We start from the raw sequence: 20,772 nt of genomic DNA, 5'->3' as shown, positions 1-20,772 counted from the left end.
CTGTCGTCAAATTCCCGTCGTCGCCCGAAGGGCGGCCCCGCGGCGTCTGGTGCGTGCTCTCGGCGTGCCGGGCGGAAGCCCTCGTACTGGACCGTACTTGGGGTTTCGTCCGGTGCGGCGAGAGTGCGTGCCTGGGGGCACCTCCCAGCGGTAGCTGGGGGAGCGTCGCGGGGCAGACGGGAATTTGACGACAGGCCCTAGCGCTGTGGCCGGACGGGCAGGCGGGTGGGGTCGGCGATGATCTGCTGGACGGTCGACCATGCCGCGCCCAGTACCGGTCCGCGGCGCCCCAGGGCTGAGGGCCGTACCGCCTCCGGGGTCCAGGGCCGGACGGTGACCCGGGCGGCGAGTTCGGCGCGCATCGGCGGGAGGAGCCGGTCGGCGAGTTCGGCGTAGGCGCCGCCCAGAACGAGGCCGTCCGGGTCGACGAGGTTCACCGCCGAGGCGAGGGCGAGGCCCAGGGCCCGGCCGGCACGGTCCAGGGCGCGCAGGGTCGCCGCGTCCCCGGCGGCTGCCCGCTCGGCCAGCAGGGTCACCGGGTCGCCGGCGCCTGACAGCCCGGCCTCGCGCAGTACGGCCGCTTCGCCCGCGTACTGCTCCAGGCAGCCGCGTGCCCCGCAGGGACACGGTGCGCCCTCCGGGTGGACGGGCAGGTGGCCGAGTTCGCCCGCGAAACCGCGGGCGCCCCGGAACAGCTGCCCGCCGATGACCAGTGCGGCGCCGATTCCGGCCTCGGCGGAGACGTGGACGAAGGTCTCGGCGGGGTCTCCCTGCTGCCGCAGCTCGGCGAGCGCCCCGAGGTTGGCCTCGTTCTCCGGCTCGGGCACGGTGGCGGGGTCGGGCCAGTGGTCGGCGGGTCGGACGGCCTGCCAGCCGAGGTTGGGGGCGTTCGCGACCAGTCCGCCCGGGGCGTTCGGCACCACCCCCGGCACGGCCAGGACGCGGCCTTCGACACGCAGGCCGAGTGCGGCGGCCTCGGACTCCGCGTCGGCGCCCAGCGCGGCGGCCTCCGCGAGTACCTGCCCGGCCGGCCTGCCCGCGTTGGCGCGCTCCACCCGACGCCACACGCGGGGTTCACCGCGCAGGTCCACGATGCACGCGGCGAGATGGGTGACGCCGATCTCCAGGCCGAGGCCGGCGGGACCCCGGTCGTTCAGGGCCAGTGCCCGCCCGGGGCGGCCGACGCGTCCGCTGGGCGGGGCTGCCGTCTCGGTCAGCGCGCCGCGGCCGATGAGCTCGTCGACCAGGGAGGAGACGGCCGGCCTGGTCAGGCCCGTGTGTCCGGCGACGTCCGCCCGGGAGAGCGGGCCGTGCGCGGCGACCGCGCCGGTCACCGCCGCGAGGTTCTTCCGGCGCATCCCCTGCTGCGAGGCGGGCGCGGTCTCCCCACTCCCGCCCGCCCTGCCGATCACGGTCATCGACCCGGCCTTCCTATCGTCCTTCCGGCGGCACCTCCTGCAAGGCCCGCGCCCGCCGCAGCGTACTGGTGATCCGTTCGAGCGTGTCGTCGTCCCGGGGTACGGGCTCCAGTACCCGGCCCTCGGCGGTCCGCCAGCGCCGGGCGACAGCGTCGGCGGGCTCACCGGTGAGCAGTGCGGCGGCCTGGGCGGCTGCGCCGAGCGCGACCAGTTCCCGGGCCGCGGGCACCTGGACCGCTCGGCCGGACAGTCGCAGGACGGTCCGCTGCCAGGCCGCGCCGCGGGCTCCGCCGCCGATCAGCAGCAGTGGTTCGTCGGGGGCAGGGTTCTCGCCTCCGGCGCGCAGTACGTCGTCCAGGGCCGCGAGCAGGGCGTGGGCGGCGCCGTCGTAGGCGGCCTGGAGCAGCTGCCCCGGTGTGGTGTCGTGGCGCAGACCATGGACCAGGCCGGAAGCGCCCGGGAGGTCCGGGGTGCGCTCGCCGTCCAGGTAGGGAAGCACCACCACCGTGCCGCCTCCTTCGACGTCCTCGCGGTCGCGGCCGACGAGGGCGGCGAAGCGGTCGACGGCGAGGGCGCAATTGAGCGTGCAGGCGAGCGGCAGCCAGCCGCCGAGGGCATCGGCGAAGCCGGCCACGGTTCCGGTCGGGTCGGCGGGCCGCGTCCGGCCGACGGCGTAGACGGTGCCGGAGGTACCGAGGCTCAGCACCGGACGTCCGGGGGTCAGGCCCAGCCCGAGGGCGGCGGCCATGTTGTCCCCGGTCCCGGTGGCCACCAGCGCGCCCTCGCGCAGTGGCATCCCGCCACGGACGAGGCCCGCCCGGGCGCCCGGCGGGAGGACCTGCGGCAGCAGCCCGGGGTCGAGACCGATCCGGGCGAGGACGTCCTGGTCGTAGCCGTCCGGGCCCCACCAGCCGGTTCCCGAGGCGTCACCGCGGTCCGTCACCGCCTCACCGGTCAGCCGCTCCGTCAGGAAGTCGTGGGGAAGCCGGACCGCGGTGACGCGGTCGGCGGCGGCAGGCTCGTTCGCGCGCAGCCAGGCCCACTTGGCGGAGGTGAAGGCGGCCGTCGGGACGCTGCCGGTGCGGCGGGCGAGCTCTGCCGCGCCGAAGGCGGCTGCGAGTCCGGTGGCCTGCGGGGCGGAGCGGACGTCGTTCCACAGCAGTGCCGGGCGCACCGGCCGGCCGGCCGTGTCGAGGGTGACCAGGCCGTGCTGCTGGCCGGCGATCGAGCAGGCGGCGGCGCGATCCGCCCAGCCGGTGCCTGCCACGGCCTCGGCGAGTGCCCGCCACCACTGTTCGGGGTCGCTCTCGCGTCCGGCGCCCGCGCTGACGGCGTGCGCGGCGCGGCCCTCGCCCAGGACGGCGCCGGTTTCCAGGTCGACGGCGAGGGCCTTGGTGGACTGGGTCGAGCTGTCGACACCGATCACGACACGCTGAGCAGCCATGCGTTCCTCCGGTGGGGTTCCTTCTGGCGTCTCGGCATACTAATTTGTTTTTCGCCATTACAAATAGACCTCGGCCCGATCCGGAGCGCCCATGACCAGCGACCCGCTCGTCCCCTCCCCCGCGCACAGGTTCACCTTCGGCCTGTGGACCGTCGGCTGGCAGGGGCGGGACCCCTTCGGCGACGCCACCCGACCCGCCCTCGACCCGGTCGAGACCGTGGAGCGGCTGGCCGGGCTCGGCGCCTACGGCGTCACGTTCCACGACGACGACCTGATCCCCTTCGCCGCCGGCGACGCCGCCCGCGAGCAGGCGGTCAAGCGCTTCCGGACCGCACTCGACACGGCCGGGCTGAAGGTGCCGATGGCCACCACCAACCTCTTCACCCACCCGGTGTTCAAGGACGGCGCCTTCACCGCCAACGACCGGGACGTACGCCGGTACGCGCTGCGCAAGACGATCCGCAACATCGACCTGGCCGTGGAACTCGGCGCCTCGGTCTACGTCGCCTGGGGCGGCCGCGAGGGCGCCGAGTCGGGCGCGGCCAAGGACGTGCGCACCGCCCTCGACCGGTTGAAGGAGGCCTTCGACCTGCTGGGCGAGTACGTCGACAGCCAGGGCTACGACCTGCGCTTCGCGATCGAGCCCAAGCCGAACGAGCCGCGCGGCGACATCCTCCTGCCCACCATCGGCCACGCCCTGGCGTTCATCAATGAGTTGGAGCACCCCGACCGGGTCGGCCTCAACCCGGAGGTCGGCCACGAGCAGATGGCCGGGCTGAACTTCCCGCACGGCATCGCCCAGGCCCTGTGGCACGGCAAGCTGTTCCACATCGACCTCAACGGGCAGAGCGGCATCAAGTACGACCAGGACCTGCGCTTCGGCGCGGGCGACCTGCGCCAGGCCTTCTGGCTGGTCGACCTGCTGGAGTCGGCCGGCTACGACGGCCCCCGTCACTTCGACTTCAAGCCGCCGCGCACCGAGGATTCCGCCGGGGTCTGGGCCTCGGCGGCCGCCTGCATGCGCAACTACCTGCTTCTGGCGGAGCGTTCCCGCGCCTTCCGGTCCGATCCGGAGGTCCAGGCCGCGCTCGCCGCCTCCCGGCTGCCCAAACTCGCCCTCCCCACCGCCGAGGACGGCCTGGCCGGTCTCCTGGCCGACAGGTCCGCCTTCGACGAGTTCGACGTCGATGCCGCCGCCCGCCGCGGCATGGCCTTCGAGCAACTCGACCAGCTCGCCCTCGAACACCTCCTCGGCGCCCGCTGAGCCGGTGTGCCCGTGAGCCGGGCCGTGGCGTTCCACGGCCCGGCTCCGCACGAGGAATCCGCCGGCAGGCCGTCCCCTTCGTCCGTGGGGGCCTGTCGGGCGGCGCGCCGCTCGAAGCCCCCGATGTCGTGGCTCCGGGGAGCCGAGGCCGAACCGGCTCGGGGAGAGACCGCGGTGACGCCCGGGCGCAGCAGCCAGGAGCCTTCGGTGGACGTCATCGTGCGGGCTCCTCCGCCTGCGCGCGGTGCGCGGCGATCAGACCCTGATACCAGTATTGACGCTCTCCCCCGTCAACGGGGGAGATTCCCACCGTGCCGCCGCTGTTTCCAGCACGTGCGTAGTGGTTCCTGCTTCATCACCCGCTGCCCGGCGTGCCGGGTCTTGTGCGGGCTCCACGAGGCGTTTTATGTGTCCGGGCGTCCCTCGGCCACGATGCGCCGTCCTTCACGGCGGATGTTGAGTTCGGCGTTCTCGTCCCGGTCGTGGACGGCTCCACAGGAGCACGTCCACTTCCGGATCTTGAGTCCTTCCAGTCCCTTCGGTCCCTCGATCTTGCCGCAGGCGGAGCACAGTTGGGTGGACGGGAAGTACTGGCCCACCTTGGCGAAGTCGCGCCCGTACCGGTGGCACTTGGTTTCCAGAGTGCGGGCGAACATGCCCAGCGACTGATCGTGGGCGGACTTGGCGCGCTCGCCTTTGGCCATGCCCTTCACGTTCAGGTCCTCCAGATACACGGCTTGGCTCTCGCGCGTGATCTGGGTGGTTTCCTGCTCTATGAAGTCGCGGCGCTGGTCCGCGATCCTGGCATGTACCTTGGCAACGGCCAGCTTGGCCTTCCGCCGGTTGTTCGAGCCCTTCACGCAGCGCGACAGTTTGCGCTGTGCGCGGCGCAGCTTCTTCTCCTGGCGGCGGAAGAACTTCGGAGAGGCGATCTTCCGGCCCCGCAGGACGGCGTAGGTGGACAGACCGAGGTCGATGCCGGTTTCGGTATCGTCCAGGTCCAGTTCGGGCAGCGGCTTGCCCTCGGTCTCCACCACCAACGAGGCGAAGTACCTTCCCGAGGCATCCTTGATCACCGTCACGGACGACGGGCCGGACGGCAGGCTGCGGGACCAGCGCACCTTGACGTCGCCGATCTTCGGCAGACGCAGCATGCCGTCCTCGGTGACGGTGAAGCGGGAGTTGGTGGTGAAGCGGATGGACTGCCGGCTGGTCTTCTTCTTGAACTTCGGCGGCCCCATCTTCGGCCCCTTGCGGGTGCCCTTCTTCGAGGCGAAGAAGTTGGAGTACGCGGTCTGCAGGTCCCGAAGGGACTGCTGGAGCACCACGGCCGAGGCATCGTCCAGCCAGTGCCGGTCTTCTGCCTTCTTGGCCTCGGTGATGAACCGCTTCGACAACTCCGCAGCAGTCGGGCGCTTGGCGCCCTGCTTGTAGGCGTCCTGGCGGGCACGCAGTGCGTCATTCCAGACGACGCGGGCGCACCCGAACGCCTTCGCCAGCATGATCCGTTGCGGGGCGCTCGGGTACAGCCGGAACTGATACCTGAGCTTCATGACGATCACCATACATACTTGGCCGGACGGGCGGGCCGCCCTCGCGCGGTCTGCCCGGTTCGGTGGTACAACGCGGTCAGAGCTCCGGTGCCAGACCGCGCTCGCGCAGCCAGGCCAGTTGGACGGGTGGGTTGGAGCCGCAGCCGCCGCCGTGGTCGCCGAACGGCCACACGGTCATGCTGCGGTCCTCGCCCGCGTACTGATTGAAGGCGGCGTAGACCGTGGAGGGCGGGCAGACCGGGTCCATCAGGCCCACGCTGAACAGCGTCGGCGCGGTGGCCCGCCGGGCGAAGTGGACGCCGTCGAAGTGGGCGAGGGTGGCGAACGCCGGCTCCACGCGGTGGCGGCTGTGCCAGCGCAGGTACTTGGCGATCTCCTGGTACGGACCGTCGTCGCAGATCGCGGCGGCGTGGCGGAAGTGGCACAGGAACGGGACGTCCGGCATGGCCGCCGCCACGCGGTCCCCGGCGAGACCGGCGACGGCGAGCGCCAGACCGCCGCCCTGGCTGGCTCCGGTCACCACGATCCGACGGCCGTCGAGTCCGGGCAGCTCCGCGACCGCGTCCACGGCTCGCACGCAGTCGGTGACCAACCGCCGGTAGTAGTAGTTGTCGGGAGAGTCGATGCCGCGGGTCATGAATCCCTCGACCCACTGCGTGCCGTCACCCACGCCCCGGTCCGGGGTGTCGTGGCCCTGGCCCCGGCTGTCGACGACGAGTTGGGCGTAACCTGCGGCGGACCAGAACAGGTGGTCGGTGGGCAGTCCTCGACCGCCGCTGTAGCCCATGTAGGTGACGACGACCGGCAGCCGTCCGGTCGTGTTGCGCGGGCGCAGCAGCCAGGCGGCCACCGGCTCGCCGTTCCAGCCGGGGAAGCGCACGTCGTCGACCTCGACGGTGCTCAGCAGGTGCTGGGCGGTGACCCGTTCCACCTTGATCGCCGCGTCGTGCGACCGGGCTTCGGCAAGGGTCCGCCGCCAGAAGGCGTCGAAGTCGGCTGGTTCGGGCAACTCCGGTCGGTAGCCGACAAGTTCATCCACGTCGAGGTCTGTGAGCGGCATGAGGCTTCCTCCTCCTCGGAGCGGTGACGAGGTAGCGGAGCGCGGCGGCTCAAGGGCGCTTTGCCCCGCAGGTACGGGCACAGGTGTGGGGTGGGGTGGCGGCCCGCCCCCCGGACGGGCCGCCGGTCTCGCGGGTGCGGGCCTCGGCCGGGCCGGCGCTCGCCGAGTACGACCACGTGCGCTTCGGCCGCCGGGGCACGGCCTGTCCGCGTCCGTCACCGCGACGACCCGGAACTTCCCCGGGCGGGCGTCAGCGGTCGAGGGCAGCCTTCCCTTCCTCGACCGAGAAGCGGTACGCCGTCGTCGAGCGGTACTCCTCCCCCGGGCGCAGGTAGGTGGAGGGATACTCGGGCCGGTTGGGCGAGTCCGGAAAGCGCTGGGTCTCCAGAGCGATGCCCGCGTACGCGACGTACGGGCGACCGGAGCGGCCGGTCAGCGAGCCGTCGAAGTGGTTTCCGGTGTAGACCTGGAGCCCCGGCTCCGTGGTCAGGCATTCGACGCGGCGGCCGCTGGCAGGGTGGCTCAGGACGGCGGCCCGCCTGAGCCCGGTGCCGTCGAGCACCCAGTTGTGGTCGAAGCCATCGCCGGCCCGGCGGATCTGCGGGTGTTCCTCGGTGATGCGGGCACCGATCGTCCGGGCCTCGCGGAGGTCGAACGGCGTGCCGCTGACGGACTCGGCCGGACCGAGCGGTATCAGTTCTGCGTCCACGGGGATGTAACGGGCGGCCTCGACACGCAGCAGGTGGCCGAGCACTGTCCCAGAGCCCTCGCCGGCCAGGTTGACGTACATGTGGTTGGTGAGGTTGACGACCGTCGGGGCGTCCGTGGTCGCGCGGTAAGTGAGGGAGAGTTCGCCGTCGGGGCCGAGCAGGTAGGTGACCTCGGCCGTGAGGGCGCCCGGGAATCCCTGGTCGCCGTCGGGGCTGTCCATGCGGAAACGGACACCGGCCCGCCTGCCCACGCGGACCGGCACGCCGTCCCAGAGGCGAGTGGCGAAGCCGTCCGGTCCGCCGTGCAGGGTGTGGCCGCCCTGCTGGGTCGCCAGCCGGTGTGTCGTGCCGCCCAGGGGCAGCGTTCCGCCGGCGATTCGATTGGCGTAGCGGCCGACCGTCGCGCCGAAGTAGGCAGCCTCCCCGAACAGATCCGCCGTGCTCTCGCAGCCCAGGACGACGTTGGCACACTGCCCGTCCCGGTCCGGCGTGTACAGGGCCTGCAAGCGTGCTCCCAGACTCAGCACCTCGGCCGTCACGCCCTCCGGGGAGCCGAACGTCCAGCGGGTGATGCGCCGCCCGTCCGGGAGCACTGCGGCGTTCTCCTGGGTCACCGTCACTTCACCATGGGATACGAGTGCATCTCGCGACACGTGGCTACTCCGTTCAACGCGGCGGGGCGGGGAGCGACGCCCGTCGTACGGCGGGCGTCATCGGCTCGGCAGGGGCGACGCGGGGGCGGCGCCGCCCACGACGTGGCAGGTGGAGGTGCCCATGACGGCGAGGAGCTGGCCGTTCTCGAGGGCCCGAAGCGGCCGCTGCGGCCACGTGCACGTCGACAAGGGGGTGCTGCAGACGGGCGCGGGCGAGGTCGCTCAACCCAGGGTGCGGAGCGGCGAGGTGCTCCTCGCCCGGGTGACCGCCGTCCTGGAAGGTGCCCCGGTATCCGGCCGTGCAGGCGGTGCAGTCGGTGGCGATGCCGACGACGTACCTGTCCGAGCCCCGGACGGCAGGGATCAAGGTCACTTTTCTCATCCTTCGCACCGGAAACCGGCATTGTCTCCACCGGAGTTGAAGGGGAAAAATCTCTCGTGACGAGAGATTGTTAGCGTTAACAATCCATCCTGTCAAGGGATCGCCGGAGCCCTCGGCCGAGCGTGCCGACACGGCAGTGAGCGTGTACCGCCGGGGTGGTCAGCCTCGGTTCCGACGGTGCCGGCTCATCGGCGGACGGCGGGACCCGCGCTGCGACGCAGCACCATCTCGGGCGGAATCCGTACGTGAGCACGGGTGTGCGCGCCGCCCTCCAGCTCCTCGACGAGCAGTTCCAGGGCCCGGCGGCCGAGCTCGCCGAAGTCCTGCCGCACGGTGGTCAGGGGCGGGGTGAAGTAGGCGGCCTCGGGAATGTCGTCGAAGCCCACCACGCTGATGTCGCCCGGGATCGAGCGGCCGGCCTCGTGCAGGGCGCGCAGCAGGCCGAGCGCCATGTGGTCGTTGGCGCAGAAGACGGCGGTGACGTCGTCCAGCTCGGCGATCCGCAAGCCCGCCTGGTAGCCGGCGCGCGCACTCCAGTCGCCGGGCTCGACACGCGGCACGGGGGCTCCGGCGGCCTCCAGCGCGGCGCGCCAGCCCTCCTGGCGGTCCTGGCTCTCCCTCCACCCGGCCGGGCCGGCCAGGTGGTGCACGGTGCGGTGCCCCAGATCGAGCAGGTGCCTGGTGGCCGCTTCGGCGCCGGACCGGTTGTCCACCGAGACCATGGGAACCCGCGACTGGCTGCCCGGTCCGACCGCGACGACCGGCACGGAGCTGGAGAGCCTGGCCACCGCACTGACGGCGGAGATCTGGGGCGCGATCACGACCACGCCTTCCACGCCCTGGTCGCGCAGTCGGTCGACAGCCTCCTGGACCGAGCGGCCGTCCAGGGAGTGCAGACTGGTCACGCTGACGAAGTACCCCGCACTGCGCGCAGCCTGCTCGATGCCGTGGAGCATCGAGGCGGGACCGTACAGGGTCGATTCGAAGCTGACCACGCCGAGAGTTTGCGAGCGGCGGGTGACCAGGGCGCGGGCAGCGGAGTTGGGCCGGTAGTCCAGCTCCCGGATGGCGGCGAGCACCCGCTCCCGGGTGCCGGGCCGCACATGCGGGGCGCCGTTGAGCACCCGGGACACCGTCTGGTGGGACACGCCGGCCAATTTCGCCACGTCCGCCATCACAGGATGGCGCCGCTCGGTCCCGGCACTGTCGTTTCCCACGCGCACTTCCCTCCTCGACTCCGGCCACGGTACGCCACCGACCGCCGACGAAGGCTGCGTGAGCGTCGACGGACGAGCGGACGCGGCGGAAGTACCCCGACAGCCGCCGCCAAGGCGTGCGGCTCAGGACCGGGATCCCGAGCACTCGCGGACCAACGCCTCACCCGAAGCCACAGATGCCGCTCGTGGTCGCGTACCGGCCGTGCCCGATGTGCAGGTGCCCGCCGAGGAGGCATCGGCCTGCGCCGTCGTTGACCCGACGGTGATCCGAACAGACCCTTGACGGCGCACTTGTGAGCGTTAACACTCAGGTATCGCCAGGCCGGAGCCGCTGCGACCCCTGACTTCACACAGCGCGAGAAGACGAATCCCGGGCCGGCCCCGCTCGACCGCTTCCGGTCGCCCAGCCGGGTCGCACTGTGCCGGTCGCGGAACATCACTGGAGGAACTGTGCGGAAGCTTTCAGCCGGCCTTGTCACGGTGGGTCTCACGCTGTCGCTGGCAGCCTGCGGCCAGAGCGCCAACGGAGCGGGCGATGGCACTACCAAGGCCGACGCCAAAGGGGGCCTCGTCGGCATCGCGATGCCGACCAAGTCGTCGGAGCGCTGGATCAACGACGGCAACAACATGGTCAAGGAGTTCCAGGCCAAGGGCTACAAGACCGACCTCCAGTACGGCGACAACGTCGTGGAGAACCAGGTCGCCCAGGTGGAGAACATGATCACCAAGGGGGCCAAGCTGCTGGTGATCGCCGCCATCGACGGTTCCTCGCTCACCAACGTGCTGCAGAAGGCCGCCGACGCGCACATCCCGGTCATCTCCTACGACCGGCTGATCCTCGGCACGAAGAACGTCGACTACTACGCGACCTTCGACAACTACAAGGTCGGCGTCCTCCAGGGCAGTTACATCGTCGACAAGCTCGGCCTCAAGGACGGCAAGGGCCCGTTCAACATCGAGCTCTTCGCCGGCTCACCGGACGACAACAACACCAAGTACTTCTTCAACGGCGCGATGAGCGTCCTGGGGCCGTACGTCGACGACAAGAAGCTGGTCGTGCAGAGCGGCCAGACCTCCGTCAACCAGATCGCCACCCTGCGCTGGGACGGCGGTCTCGCCCAGTCCCGGATGGACAACCTGCTGAGCAAGTCGTACACCGCCGCCCGCGTCGACGCGGTGCTCTCGCCGTACGACGGCATCTCGATCGGCATCATCTCCTCGCTCAAGGGCGTCGGCTACGGCACCGGCCGGCCACTGCCCGTCGTCACGGGCCAGGACGGCGAGCTGGCCTCGGTGAAGTCGATCATCGCGGGCGAGCAGACCCAGACCGTCTACAAGGACACCCGCCAACTGGCCAAGGCCGCCGTCCAGATGGGCGACGCACTGCTGACCGGCGGCAAGCCCGAGGTCAACGACACCAGTCAGTACGACAACGGCGTCAAGACCGTACCCGCGCAGCTGCTCCAGCCGGTCAGCGTCGACAAGGAGAACTACCGGAAGATCCTGGTGGACAGCGGCCAGTACACCGCGGACCAGCTCAAGTAGCCCACGGAGCCCACGGAGCCCGGCCAACGGGTCCGGCGACGCCGAACCGGCGGCGCGGCGCCCGGGAGACCGCCCGGCACCGCGCCGCCCCGACGATACGGAAGCACAACCATGGCCCGACCCGTTCTCGAGATGCGGTCGATCAGCAAGACGTTTCCCGGTGTCAAGGCCCTCTCCGAGGTCAACCTGACCGTCGGCACCGGGGAGGTGCACGCCGTCTGCGGTGAGAACGGCGCCGGCAAGTCCACCCTGATGAAGGTGCTCAGCGGGGTCCACCCGCACGGCAGCTACGAGGGCGAGATCTACTTCGAGGGCGAACCCTGCCGGTTCCGGGACATCCGGGCCAGCGAGCAGCGCGGCATCGTCATCATCCACCAGGAACTCGCGCTGGTGCCCTACCTGTCCGTCGCCGAGAACATCTTCCTCGGCAACGAGCACGCCACCCGGGGTGTCATCAGCTGGCACCGGACGCTGACCCACGCCGCCGCACTGATCCGGCAGGTCGGACTCGACGAGAGCCCGCACACCAGGATCGCCGATCTCGGCGTGGGCAAACAGCAGTTGGTCGAGATCGCCAAGGCACTCGCCAAGAAGGTCAAGCTGCTCATCCTGGACGAGCCGACCGCTGCCCTGAACGACGAGGACAGCCGCAAGCTGCTCGACCTGATCCTCGAACTCAAGGCCCAGGGCATCTCCTGCATCCTCATCTCGCACAAGCTGAACGAGATCGCCCGGGTCGCCGATTCCGTCACCGTCCTGCGCGACGGGCGGACCATCGAGACCATCGCGATCGGTCCCGACGGCATCTCCGAGGAGCGGATCATCCGCGGCATGGTCGGCCGCGACCTGGAACACCGCTACCCCGAACGCGCCCCGCAGATCGGCGAGGTCGCCTTCGAAATCGATGGCTGGAGCGTCCAGCACCCGATCGACCACCGGCGCAGGGTGGTCGACGGCGCCTCACTGAACGTCCGTCGCGGCGAGATCGTCGGCGTCGCCGGTCTCATGGGCGCCGGGCGCACCGAGCTGGCCATGAGCGTCTTCGGCCGCTCGTACGGACGGTGGACCGGCGGCCGGGTGCGGCTGCACGGCCGGGAGATCCGTACCCGGACGGTGCCGGAGGCGATCGGGCACGGCATCGCGTACGTGACCGAGGACCGCAAGCAACTCGGCCTCAACCTGGGCGACGACATCAGCCGGAACATCTCGCTGAGCGCCCTGGGCAAGGTGGCCCGGCGGGGCTGGGTCGACCGGCACGAGGAGGCGCGGATCGCCGAATCGTTCCGGCGGACGATGAGCATCAAGGCCCCCTCGGTGTTCGCGGAGACCGGCAAGCTCAGCGGCGGCAACCAGCAGAAGGTCGTCCTCAGCAAGTGGATCTTCGCCGAGCCGGAGGTGCTGATCCTCGACGAACCCACCCGGGGCATCGACATCGGCGCCAAGGCGGAGATCTACACCGTCGTCGCCGAACTCGCGGCCCAGGGCAAGGCGGTACTCGTCATCTCCTCCGAGCTCCCCGAACTCCTGGGCCTATGCGACCGGATCTACACCATGGCCGAAGGCCGGATCACCGGTGAGGTGCCCCGCGCCGACGCCACCCAGGAATCCCTCATGCGGCTCATGACCATGAGCGCGGCATACCCCGACAAGCAGGTGTGAGGCATGGCCCAGATCGAGACCACCCCCAAGACCGCGCCCAGCACCCCGGAAACCGCCCGACGATCGTCGGCCGGTGCCGTACTGGCCCGGGCGCTGCGCGGCAACCTGCGCCAGTACGGGATGCTGGTCGCGCTGGCGCTGATCGTCCTGCTGTTCCAGTTCTGGACGGACGGCATCCTGCTCCAGCCGCTCAACATCACCAATCTGATCCAGCAGAACGGCTACATCCTCATCCTGGCCATCGGCATGATGATCGTCATCATCGCCGGGCACATCGACCTGTCGGTCGGGTCGCTCGCCGCCTTCGTCGGGGCGGCCGCGGCGGTGATGATGGTCGAGCACAGGATGCCGTGGCCCGTGGCGCTGGTGGCCGCGCTGCTGATCGGGGCTCTCGCCGGAGCCTGGCAGGGGTTCTGGATCGCCTATCTCGGGATCCCCTCGTTCATCGTCACGCTGGCCGGCATGCTGCTGTTCCGGGGTGGGACCCAGATCCTCCTGCAGGGCCAGTCGGTGGCGCCGTTCCCCAAGGGCTTCCAGAACATCAGCAGCGGCTTCCTCCCCGCGGTCGGCCCGCACACCGACTACCACAACCTCACGCTGCTGCTGGGCCTGTCGGTGCTGGCCGTAGCGATCCTGCAGGAGGTGCGCGGACGGCGGCGGGCCGCCTCGTACGGACTGGAACCGCTCCCGGCCGGGCTGTTCCTGGTGAAGCTCGGCGCGATCACCGCGTCCGTGGTGGCCTTCACCCTGCTGCTGGCCAGCTACCACGGGGTGCCGATCGTCCTGCTGATCCTCGGCGTCCTGCTGGTCGGCTTCGGATACGTGATGCGCAACTCGATCCTCGGCCGGCACACCTACGCCATCGGCGGCAACGAGGCGGCGGCGCGGCTGTCCGGGGTGAAGAGCAAGCGGGTCGTCTTCCTCGCCTTCGTGAACATGGGCGTCCTGGCGGCCCTGGCCGGGCTGGTCTTCGCCGCGCGGCTCAACGCCGGTACGCCGCAGGCCGGCATCAACTTCGAGCTGGAGGCGATCGCCGCCGCGTTCATCGGCGGCGCCTCCGCGAGCGGCGGTGTGGGCACCGTCCTCGGTGCGCTCACCGGCGGTCTGGTGCTGGGCGTGCTGAACAACGGCATGTCGCTGGTCGGCGTGGGTACCGACTACCAGCAGGTGATCAAGGGCCTGGTACTGCTGGCGGCCGTCGGCTTCGACGTCTACAACAAGCGCAAGGCCGGAGCCTGACCTCGCCCCTCCTGAGCGGCGGCCTGGATCAGCCGCCCGCGCGAACATCGAGTCCAGCCCCGCGGAACCGCACGCGCCCGCCGGCTTCCGTCGGCTTCCGTCGGCTTCCGTCGGCTTCCGTCGGCTTCCGTCGGCTTCCGTCGGCTTCCGTCGGCAACCTTTTCGCATCCTGCGGCGACCAGGCAGTGCACCTCGACTCGAATCTTCGAACGGACGGACATGCAGACTGCACGGCAGGCCGCGCGGCAGCGCAGGCGTAGACACAGGCTGATGAGGGGAACGGCGGTGATGCTGACCGCCGCCGGCGCCCTCTTCTGCCTGGTGACGACCATGCTCCCCGGCCCCGAGGAGGAGGCCGAGGCCCGGGCCGGGGCCGGCATGGCCGCCCCCGCCGCCACCCTGGCGGGAGCCACGCCCTCGGCCCTGACGGCCCCCGCGCCCCCGGCGGACGGCGCGCATGCCACGGCAACCCCGACGGCGGCCGTCGGGGCGACCACCGCGGCGACGTCACGGCCTGCGGCGAAGGAAACCCCACCGGCGTCGTCCACCCCGGCACCGTCGGCAGGACGCATCCAGCCTGGGACCACCTACAAGGGCGTCGCCACCGCCTACGCCGCCGGTGACGGCAACGGCGCCTGTCTGTTCGGCCCGAGCGACGACCTCATGATCGCGGCGATGAACACCACCGACTACGAGTCGTCCAGGGCGTGCGGCGCGTACGTACGCGTACGCGCCGCGAGCGGCGCCTCGATCACCGTCCGGATCACCAACGAATGCCCACTGCCCTGCGCACCCGGACAACTCGACCTCAGCGAACAGGCCTTCGCGAAACTGGCCGATCCCGAGCTCGGCCGTATCCCGATCACCTGGAGCCTGCTGAGCCCCCACACGTCCGGCACGCTCTCCATCCGGTACAAGACCGGCTCCAGCCCCCACTGGTGCGGCATCCAGGTGATCGACCACCGGAATCCGGTCGCACGGCTGGAGGTACGCACCACCAAGGGCTGGCAAAGACTGCCCCGTACCGACTACAACTACTTCCTCTCCGCCGACGGCAGCGGGTGCGGCAGCACGATGAGGATCACCGACATCTACGGAGAACAGCTGACGGTCGACGGGACCGCGCTGCTGCCGAACGTCGCACAACCGACCCGGGTCCAGTTCGCCCCGCACTGAAACCGCACCCTGATACGCTGCCGGCTGGATGTTAACGCACACATTTGCGGAAGGGGCGACCGAAAGCGTGGTCCTCGATGACACGTCCGCGGAGTTCCACGACTTCTTCGAACGCCACTACGCCGAACTCGCCCGGTTCGCCCATCTCCTGACGGGCGAGACGGACGGTGCCGACGATCTGGCCGCGGACGCCCTGATCGCACTGTGGCAGCGCTGGGACCGGTTGCGCCAGGCCGAGCACCCCCTCGCCTACGCCCGCGGCGTGGTCGCCAACCTGGCACGGTCACGGATCCGCAGCGCGGTTCGCGAGCGCCGCCGGATCGCCCTGTTCTGGTCGCGCGGTGCGGATCCGTCGGACGGTCCCGACGTGGCCGCCGTTGTGGACGTGCGTACGGCTCTCGCCCGGTTGCCGTTCCGGAAGCGGGCATGCGTGGTCCTGCGGCACGCCTTCGACCTGTCGGAGAAGGACACCGCTCTGGCGCTCGGAATATCGGTCGGTACGGTGAAGAGCCAGACCTCGAAGGGGATGGCCGAACTGGAACGGACGCTGGGCAGCACAGGAGCGGCCGGGGAACTGCTGGCGGGGAGGAGGAACCGTTGAACGAGGAGCTCACCGAGCGGCTGCGCACAGCCGCCGAGGCCCACCAGCCCGACCGCGCCCGGATCCTGGCACGCGTGGAACGCGGCATGTCCGGCGCCCCCGACCGCCACCGCGAGCCGTCCGGCGCGAGGCCCTGGCCCAGGGTGGCGCTCGCCTCCCTCGCCGCGGCCGGCATCCTGGCGGGCGGTGGTTTCGCCGTCGCCGCCATCGTCCAGTCCCCGCCGGCCCGGCCGGACGTCCCGGCCACGCCTGCCGCGCCGTCCGCGCCCGGGACTCCCGACCCGACGCCGTCGGCGCCCACCACCGGCGGCCCGACCGCGCCGGACCGCTCGTCCTCGACGAGCCCCAGCCCGGAGGCGTCAGGGGGCACGGGCCCGGCCCGGCCCGGCAGCGCGCACGTCCAGGACGGGCCTCTGTGGTCGGCCGGCTCCTTGGACGCGGGCAGCAACACCTACTGGGCGCAGAGCAACATCACCCTCAGGACCACTCAGCCGCTCACCGCACTCACCGTGGAACTGCGCATCACGCAGACGGGGGGAGTGCAGAGCACCGGCAGCTGGAGGACGCTGCCCGCCGACGACTTCACCGTCACCGTGCAGCATGAAGGCGGAGCCCTGGTCTACCGCTGGATCCTCAAGCCGGGCCGTACGGTCCCGGCCGGACAGCACGTCTTCGCCGGCCAGTACAACCACGCCGCCGGCGCGCGCGAGGCCAAGCACGACGGGTACCGCGTCGACGCAACCGGTCCGCGCGGCGCCCTCTCGGTCTGGGGCGGCTTCACCCCGCCGCGATGAGGCCATGCCCGTAGCAGGTCGACGCCGCCGAGGTCCCGGTCGAGTGGGTTGTGTTCAGGCGGGCCGGGTGGGTTGTGTTCAGGCGGGCCGGGTGGGGGCTCGTAGTTCGATCCTGTATCCGCTCTGTGGGGTGGGTTCGGCGGTGAGGGTACCGTCGAGCAGTTCGGCGCGTTCCTTGAGGCCGATGAGGCCGTGCCGGGCGCTGGGCAGGGCGACGGTCGGCCTGGTGGGGGCGGCGTTGGTGACGGTGACGCCCAAGTGGTGCGCGTCGTGCCACAGGCGTACGTCGGCGCGGGCGCCGGGGGCGTGCTTGCGCACGTTGGTGAGGGCTTCTTGGACCGTGCGGTAGACGGTGCGCTGGGCGGTGGTGCTGATGCCGGGAGGGAGCTCGCCGGTCAGGGTGGTCTCGATGCCGCTGTTGGCGATGAGCTGCTGGAGGTCGGCGAGGGTGGGCTGGGGGGTGAGTTCGGTTGCCTTGCCGCCGGAGGCGCGCAGCAGGGTGACCATGTGGCGGAGTTCGTCGAGGGTGTTCGCGCTGAGGGTGCGGGCGGCCTCGCGGGCGTCGGGGTCCTTGGCGGCGACCTGGAGGGCTCCGGCCTGGACGGCGATGAGGCTGACCTGGTGGGAGACGACGTCGTGCATCTCGCGGGCCAGCTGGGCCCGTTCACGGGCGAGGACGGTCTGGGCGTACAGGACGCGTTCGTGTTCCCGGGCCTCTTCGACCTCGACGAGCTGGCGGGCCACGTCACGCCTGGCCTGCACGAGTTGGCCGAACAGGACGGGAGCGACGGCCGTGGCCAGCGTGTAGACGAACTGGACGAGCGTCCAGGTCCGGTCGCCGGTGAGCGTGTGGGACAGGGGCCAGGCGAGCGTGTCCGCGGCCGCGTTCAGCAGGGCACAGCGGCACCACCTTCGACATCATCGCCAGCGTGGGCGTCGCCATCCTCGTGATCGTGGGCGCGACGGTGCTGATGGACCGCCTGCCGCGCCTGCGCCGGCCGGCGAAGCCGGTCATCGCCGTGGGCACCATGTCCCTGACGGCCTACGTCGGCCACTTCCTCGTACAGTCCGCGGTGGGCATACCGGCCGGTGAAAGCACCCAGGTGTCCTGGGTTCCCGTGCTCACGCTCATCCTCGGGGCGATCGTGTTCGCCGCCGCCTGGTCCCGCTCCTTCCACCGCGGACCGCTGGAGGCGCTGCTCAACGCCGCCACCAAGCCGGCAAAGTACATCCGATGAGGCCGGGCCGGGGCGGGCGGCCTTCATGACATGCGGCGGGGCACCCTTGACCGTCATCAAGCAGTACATCGAGAACCAGCAGCGCCCCCTCTGACCGTCACCACGGAGGCGCAGCGCCCTCCGGCACTTCGCGCCTCCGGCCCGAGGATGGCCTTCACCCCCGCCCTGAAGGGCGGAGCACTGGCCAAGATCAGGTGGCGAGGACGAAGGCCGGCAGAAGCATGGCGGAGACGGTCACGCACATGAAGACCACATGGCGGACCGGGACCACGCGGCCGCCGTCCTGGGGTGCCGGGTGCTCTCCGCCGGATCGGAGGTGGTCGCGCAGGAGCCTGCCCGACGGGATGGCGCCGATGGTGAAGCCGACCCAGGTGAAGGAGTACATGACCATCATCTGGCGGGCGTTCCACGGTACGGCTCCCACGGCGCCCATTGCCGTCATGACCAGCAGGAACACCACGGAAAGACCGGCCGCGACGGCGGTCGGTCTGCGCATCCCGAGGCAGCGGTGGACGCCGAGACACAGGACGCAGGTGGCGAACACGGCTATGGCCACCAGCCAGCCGAGGGGGATGCGGGTGAGGATGTCGGGTCCCTTCGGGTCGGGCCAGGGGGCTGACAGCGTACGTCGTCCCCTGGCCCGAACGCGTTTCAGGCTGCCGTCACCGTCTGCCCGTCAGCCGAAGAGCGAGGACAGGGTGGAGGTGACCGGCGAGATCAGGTCGTGGCCGAACTGTGTGATCTTCGTGGCGACCGGAGCCACGACCTTCTCTCCGACCTTCGACAGCGAACCGATCCACTGGGACTGGCCGAAGGTCAGGACCCCCAGGGCGGTGCTGCCGGCGGAGGCCCAGAACTCGCTGCTGTTCCAGCCGTAGCCGATGCCCGTGAGAATCGTGCTGACCCCGGACACCGCCATGGAGGCGATGCCCAGGCCGAAGGCCAGGGGCTCCAGGACGATCGCGGCCGGCGGGAAGAGCAGGCCCCCCAGACCCGCCAGGGCGCTGGCGAACCCCAGACCGGTGCTGAGCCAGCTCGTGGCGTTGGCCCACCACTTGACGTCCTTGTACCAGGGGGTGCCACCGCCTTGCACGGTGTCGTTGTCAGGCGTGTCGGCCGGGGACTTGCCGGCCTCCTTCGCCGCCTGGGCCTCCGCAGCTGCCTGCCGGGCCGCCGCGGCCACCTCCTGCGCGTGCTTCTCGGCAGCGATCTGATGGGCCTGGCTCGCCGCCTGGGCCGCCGTCTGGGCGTCCTGTCCGGCCTGGGTGGCCGACGCGTGGGCGGAAGCGGCGGACGCCTGGGCCGCGTTGGCCGACGCGGCAGCGCTGCGCGCCGACTCGAAGGCACGGTTGGCCGAGTAGTTCGCCGAGCGGGCGGCGGTACGGGCCGTGGCCGCCGCCTGGCTCGCCCGGTCGGCGGCGGCCTGCGCGTCCTTGGCGGACCGGTCGGCCACGTCGGCGTTCGTCTTCGCCTGCTGCGCGGACGTCGCGGCCTGCGCCGCCCAGTCCTTGGCCTTGTTCGCCCACTCCACGGCCTCCGTGGCCGCGTTGCGGGCGACGGCCGCCGCCTGCTGGGCGCGGGCGGCGTCCTCCTGGGCCTTCTGCGCGATCTTCGCGGCAGCGGCGATGGCTCCCTGGACGGCGGCGATGTGGCTGGCCGAGTCGGCGTCGAGCTGGGCCGTCTTGTACTGCACCGAGCCGATGAAGTTCCGGCGCATCCAGGTCGGGCCCTCCATCGCCGCCTGGGCGTGCGCCCGGGTGTAGGGGCCGGCCTTGTCCGAGGAGAGCAGGGCGGCGGTGGCGACGGCGTCGTCCTCGCGCTGGGCCGCCTCGCCAGTGACGGTGAGGAACTGGTACAGGGCCTCCGGGGTGCCGGCGTTCAGCGCGTCGTTGGCCGCCTTGGTGACGGCCGTGCCCGGGTTGGCGGCCAGGGCGCGCGTCACCGCGACGCGGGCTTCCATCGCGGAAGCCTGGACGAGTCCGCCGTCGAGGAACTTGCCGGCGGCGTCCGGGTCGCTGCTCTCCAGGGCCCTGGCCGCGGCGTATCCGATGTCCGGCGGCAGGGTCCGTGCGAGGTAGAGGCTGGTCTCGCGGTCGTCCTGGCGCTGCGCGAGGTGGCGGTCGGTGTCGATCCAGACGTGGATGTCGGAGTCGGCGCCGGACAGCGCGAACCGGGCGGCCTCGTGCGACCAGGTGCCGTGGGAGCCACCCATGACGGCGACGGCCGCCTTGCGGCCCAGTGCCGTCGCCTGGGCGGTGTTGCCCGCCTTCAGGGCGGTCTCGGCCTGGGCGATGAGGTCCTTGGTGGCCTGGGCGGCCTGCTCGGCCTGGGTGCGCTTCTCGGCGTAGGCGGCCCGCTCGTTCTGCTCGATCTGGGCGAGCAGGCGCACCTCCTGGATCGCGCGCTGGGTGTCCTGGTCGAGACGCTGCCACTCCGCCTCGCGGGCGGCCTTCTCCACCTCGACGGCCTTGGCGACCGCTGCGGTGGCGGTGTTCGCGGCCTTGGTCGCCTCGTTGGCGAACTCGGTGGACTTCTTCGCGTACTCCACGGCCTGGCCGGCGTACTGCGCCGCCCACTCGGCCGCCGCGGCGGCGTTGTCCGCGTGGCCGGCGGCGCTGTTGGCCGCGTCCCGGGCGGTACGGGCCGCAGCCGCGGCCGAGTTGGCCAGGGCCTGGGCGGTCCCCGCCGCGTTGGTGGCGATGGTGGCGTTGGTGCTGGCGATCTGCGCCTGGCGCTTGGCTTCTGCGGCCTCGGCCTGCGCCGCGCCGGCCGCTTCGGCGGCGGCGGCCGAGGCGTTGGCGGCGGCCGCGGCGTTACGG

Annotated in this window: 14 protein-coding genes and 3 pseudogenes; 8 read left to right on the top strand and 9 right to left on the bottom strand. The window is 71.4% G+C overall.

Annotation, left to right across the window (positions count from 1 at the left end):
- Positions 1-197: 197 nt before the first annotated feature.
- The gene (locus GPJ59_RS00520) at positions 198-1,418 is read right to left on the bottom strand and encodes an ROK family protein (protein ID WP_219664122.1); all 1,221 of its coding nucleotides are present in this window, start codon (positions 1,416-1,418) and stop codon (positions 198-200) included.
- A gap of 13 nt (positions 1,419-1,431) precedes the next feature.
- On the bottom strand, positions 1,432-2,862 hold the full coding sequence (gene xylB, locus GPJ59_RS00515) for a xylulokinase (RefSeq protein ID WP_219664121.1): 1,431 nt from the start codon (positions 2,860-2,862) through the stop codon (positions 1,432-1,434).
- 91 nt (positions 2,863-2,953) lie between these two features.
- On the opposite strand from xylB, the gene xylA reads away from it, so the two are divergent.
- Positions 2,954-4,126: a xylose isomerase gene (gene xylA / locus GPJ59_RS00510; protein ID WP_219664120.1), complete on the top strand. Its 1,173-nt coding sequence runs from the start codon at positions 2,954-2,956 to the stop codon at positions 4,124-4,126.
- A 404-nt stretch (positions 4,127-4,530) separates the two neighbouring features.
- On the opposite strand, the gene GPJ59_RS00505 is transcribed toward xylA, so the two are convergent.
- The 4 genes from GPJ59_RS00505 to GPJ59_RS00490 all read right to left on the bottom strand — a co-directional run bounded on the left by GPJ59_RS00505 (position 4,531) and on the right by GPJ59_RS00490 (position 9,659).
- Entirely contained in the window at positions 4,531-5,679 is a 1,149-nt protein-coding gene (locus GPJ59_RS00505) for an RNA-guided endonuclease InsQ/TnpB family protein (protein ID WP_258023644.1), read from the bottom strand.
- A 76-nt stretch (positions 5,680-5,755) separates the two neighbouring features.
- Positions 5,756-6,739, bottom strand: a complete 984-nt coding sequence (locus GPJ59_RS00500) for an acetylxylan esterase (protein ID WP_219664118.1) — start codon at positions 6,737-6,739, stop codon at positions 5,756-5,758.
- 250 nt (positions 6,740-6,989) lie between these two features.
- Positions 6,990-8,069, bottom strand: a complete 1,080-nt coding sequence (locus GPJ59_RS00495) for an aldose epimerase family protein (protein ID WP_219664117.1) — start codon at positions 8,067-8,069, stop codon at positions 6,990-6,992.
- A gap of 600 nt (positions 8,070-8,669) precedes the next feature.
- A complete protein-coding gene (locus GPJ59_RS00490; protein WP_219664167.1) occupies positions 8,670-9,659 on the bottom strand; it encodes a LacI family DNA-binding transcriptional regulator in 990 nt (329 codons plus the stop codon).
- Between the two features lie 492 nt (positions 9,660-10,151).
- On the opposite strand from GPJ59_RS00490, the gene chvE reads away from it, so the two are divergent.
- From chvE to GPJ59_RS00460, 6 genes are all read left to right on the top strand, one after another.
- Positions 10,152-11,246 carry a multiple monosaccharide ABC transporter substrate-binding protein gene (gene chvE / locus GPJ59_RS00485; protein WP_219664116.1) on the top strand — a complete coding sequence of 365 codons (1,095 nt, stop codon included), beginning with the start codon at positions 10,152-10,154 and terminating at the stop codon, positions 11,244-11,246.
- Positions 11,247-11,357: 111 nt separating this feature from the next.
- Positions 11,358-12,905, top strand: a complete 1,548-nt coding sequence (gene mmsA / locus GPJ59_RS00480; RefSeq protein ID WP_219664115.1) for a multiple monosaccharide ABC transporter ATP-binding protein — start codon at positions 11,358-11,360, stop codon at positions 12,903-12,905.
- A gap of 3 nt (positions 12,906-12,908) precedes the next feature.
- The gene (gene mmsB / locus GPJ59_RS00475) at positions 12,909-14,144 is read left to right on the top strand and encodes a multiple monosaccharide ABC transporter permease (protein ID WP_258023643.1); all 1,236 of its coding nucleotides are present in this window, start codon (positions 12,909-12,911) and stop codon (positions 14,142-14,144) included.
- 270 nt (positions 14,145-14,414) lie between these two features.
- Positions 14,415-15,320 carry an expansin EXLX1 family cellulose-binding protein gene (locus GPJ59_RS00470; RefSeq protein ID WP_258023642.1) on the top strand — a complete coding sequence of 302 codons (906 nt, stop codon included), beginning with the start codon at positions 14,415-14,417 and terminating at the stop codon, positions 15,318-15,320.
- 28 nt (positions 15,321-15,348) lie between these two features.
- Positions 15,349-15,921 (top strand): SigE family RNA polymerase sigma factor, encoded by a 573-nt coding sequence (locus GPJ59_RS00465; RefSeq protein ID WP_219664113.1) that lies wholly within the window; start codon positions 15,349-15,351, stop codon positions 15,919-15,921.
- The gene (locus GPJ59_RS00460; protein WP_219664112.1) at positions 15,918-16,715 is read left to right on the top strand and encodes a hypothetical protein; all 798 of its coding nucleotides are present in this window, start codon (positions 15,918-15,920) and stop codon (positions 16,713-16,715) included. Before GPJ59_RS00465 ends, GPJ59_RS00460 begins: the two co-directional genes overlap by 4 nt.
- 78 nt (positions 16,716-16,793) lie before the next feature.
- Here the strand turns inward: GPJ59_RS00460 and GPJ59_RS00455 are convergent.
- Positions 16,794-17,615 (bottom strand): annotated as a pseudogene (locus GPJ59_RS00455) (sensor histidine kinase); the annotation flags it as partial.
- Here GPJ59_RS00455 and GPJ59_RS00450 point away from each other — a divergent pair.
- A pseudogene (locus GPJ59_RS00450) lies at positions 17,603-17,953 on the top strand (DUF418 domain-containing protein); the annotation flags it as partial. The pseudogenes GPJ59_RS00455 and GPJ59_RS00450 sit on opposite strands and share 13 nt — an antisense overlap.
- Positions 17,954-18,143: 190 nt before the next feature.
- On the opposite strand, the gene GPJ59_RS00445 reads toward GPJ59_RS00450, so the two are convergent.
- Positions 18,144-18,509: a hypothetical protein gene (locus tag GPJ59_RS00445; RefSeq protein WP_219664111.1), complete on the bottom strand. Its 366-nt coding sequence runs from the start codon at positions 18,507-18,509 to the stop codon at positions 18,144-18,146.
- Positions 18,510-18,629: 120 nt separating this feature from the next.
- Positions 18,630-20,772: pseudogene (locus GPJ59_RS00440) on the bottom strand (ALF repeat-containing protein); the annotation flags it as partial.

This window comes from Streptomyces bambusae (assembly GCF_019400985.1).
GTDB classification, from domain to species: domain Bacteria; phylum Actinomycetota; class Actinomycetes; order Streptomycetales; family Streptomycetaceae; genus Streptomyces; species Streptomyces bambusae_A.
This window is presented reverse-complemented; position numbering and strand designations above follow the sequence as displayed.

Coding starts and splice junctions, on each gene's coding strand:
- GPJ59_RS00520 (WP_219664122.1), bottom strand. CDS start 1,418: ATGACCGTGATCGGCAGGGCGGGCGGGAGTGGGGAGACCGCGCCCGCC.
- xylB (WP_219664121.1), bottom strand. CDS start 2,862: ATGGCTGCTCAGCGTGTCGTGATCGGTGTCGACAGCTCGACCCAGTCC.
- xylA (WP_219664120.1), top strand. CDS start 2,954: ATGACCAGCGACCCGCTCGTCCCCTCCCCCGCGCACAGGTTCACCTTC.
- GPJ59_RS00505 (WP_258023644.1), bottom strand. CDS start 5,679: ATGAAGCTCAGGTATCAGTTCCGGCTGTACCCGAGCGCCCCGCAACGG.
- GPJ59_RS00500 (WP_219664118.1), bottom strand. CDS start 6,739: ATGCCGCTCACAGACCTCGACGTGGATGAACTTGTCGGCTACCGACCG.
- GPJ59_RS00490 (WP_219664167.1), bottom strand. CDS start 9,659: ATGGCGGACGTGGCGAAATTGGCCGGCGTGTCCCACCAGACGGTGTCC.
- mmsA (WP_219664115.1), top strand. CDS start 11,358: ATGGCCCGACCCGTTCTCGAGATGCGGTCGATCAGCAAGACGTTTCCC.
- mmsB (WP_258023643.1), top strand. CDS start 12,909: ATGGCCCAGATCGAGACCACCCCCAAGACCGCGCCCAGCACCCCGGAA.
- GPJ59_RS00470 (WP_258023642.1), top strand. CDS start 14,415: ATGAGGGGAACGGCGGTGATGCTGACCGCCGCCGGCGCCCTCTTCTGC.
- GPJ59_RS00465 (WP_219664113.1), top strand. CDS start 15,349: ATGTTAACGCACACATTTGCGGAAGGGGCGACCGAAAGCGTGGTCCTC.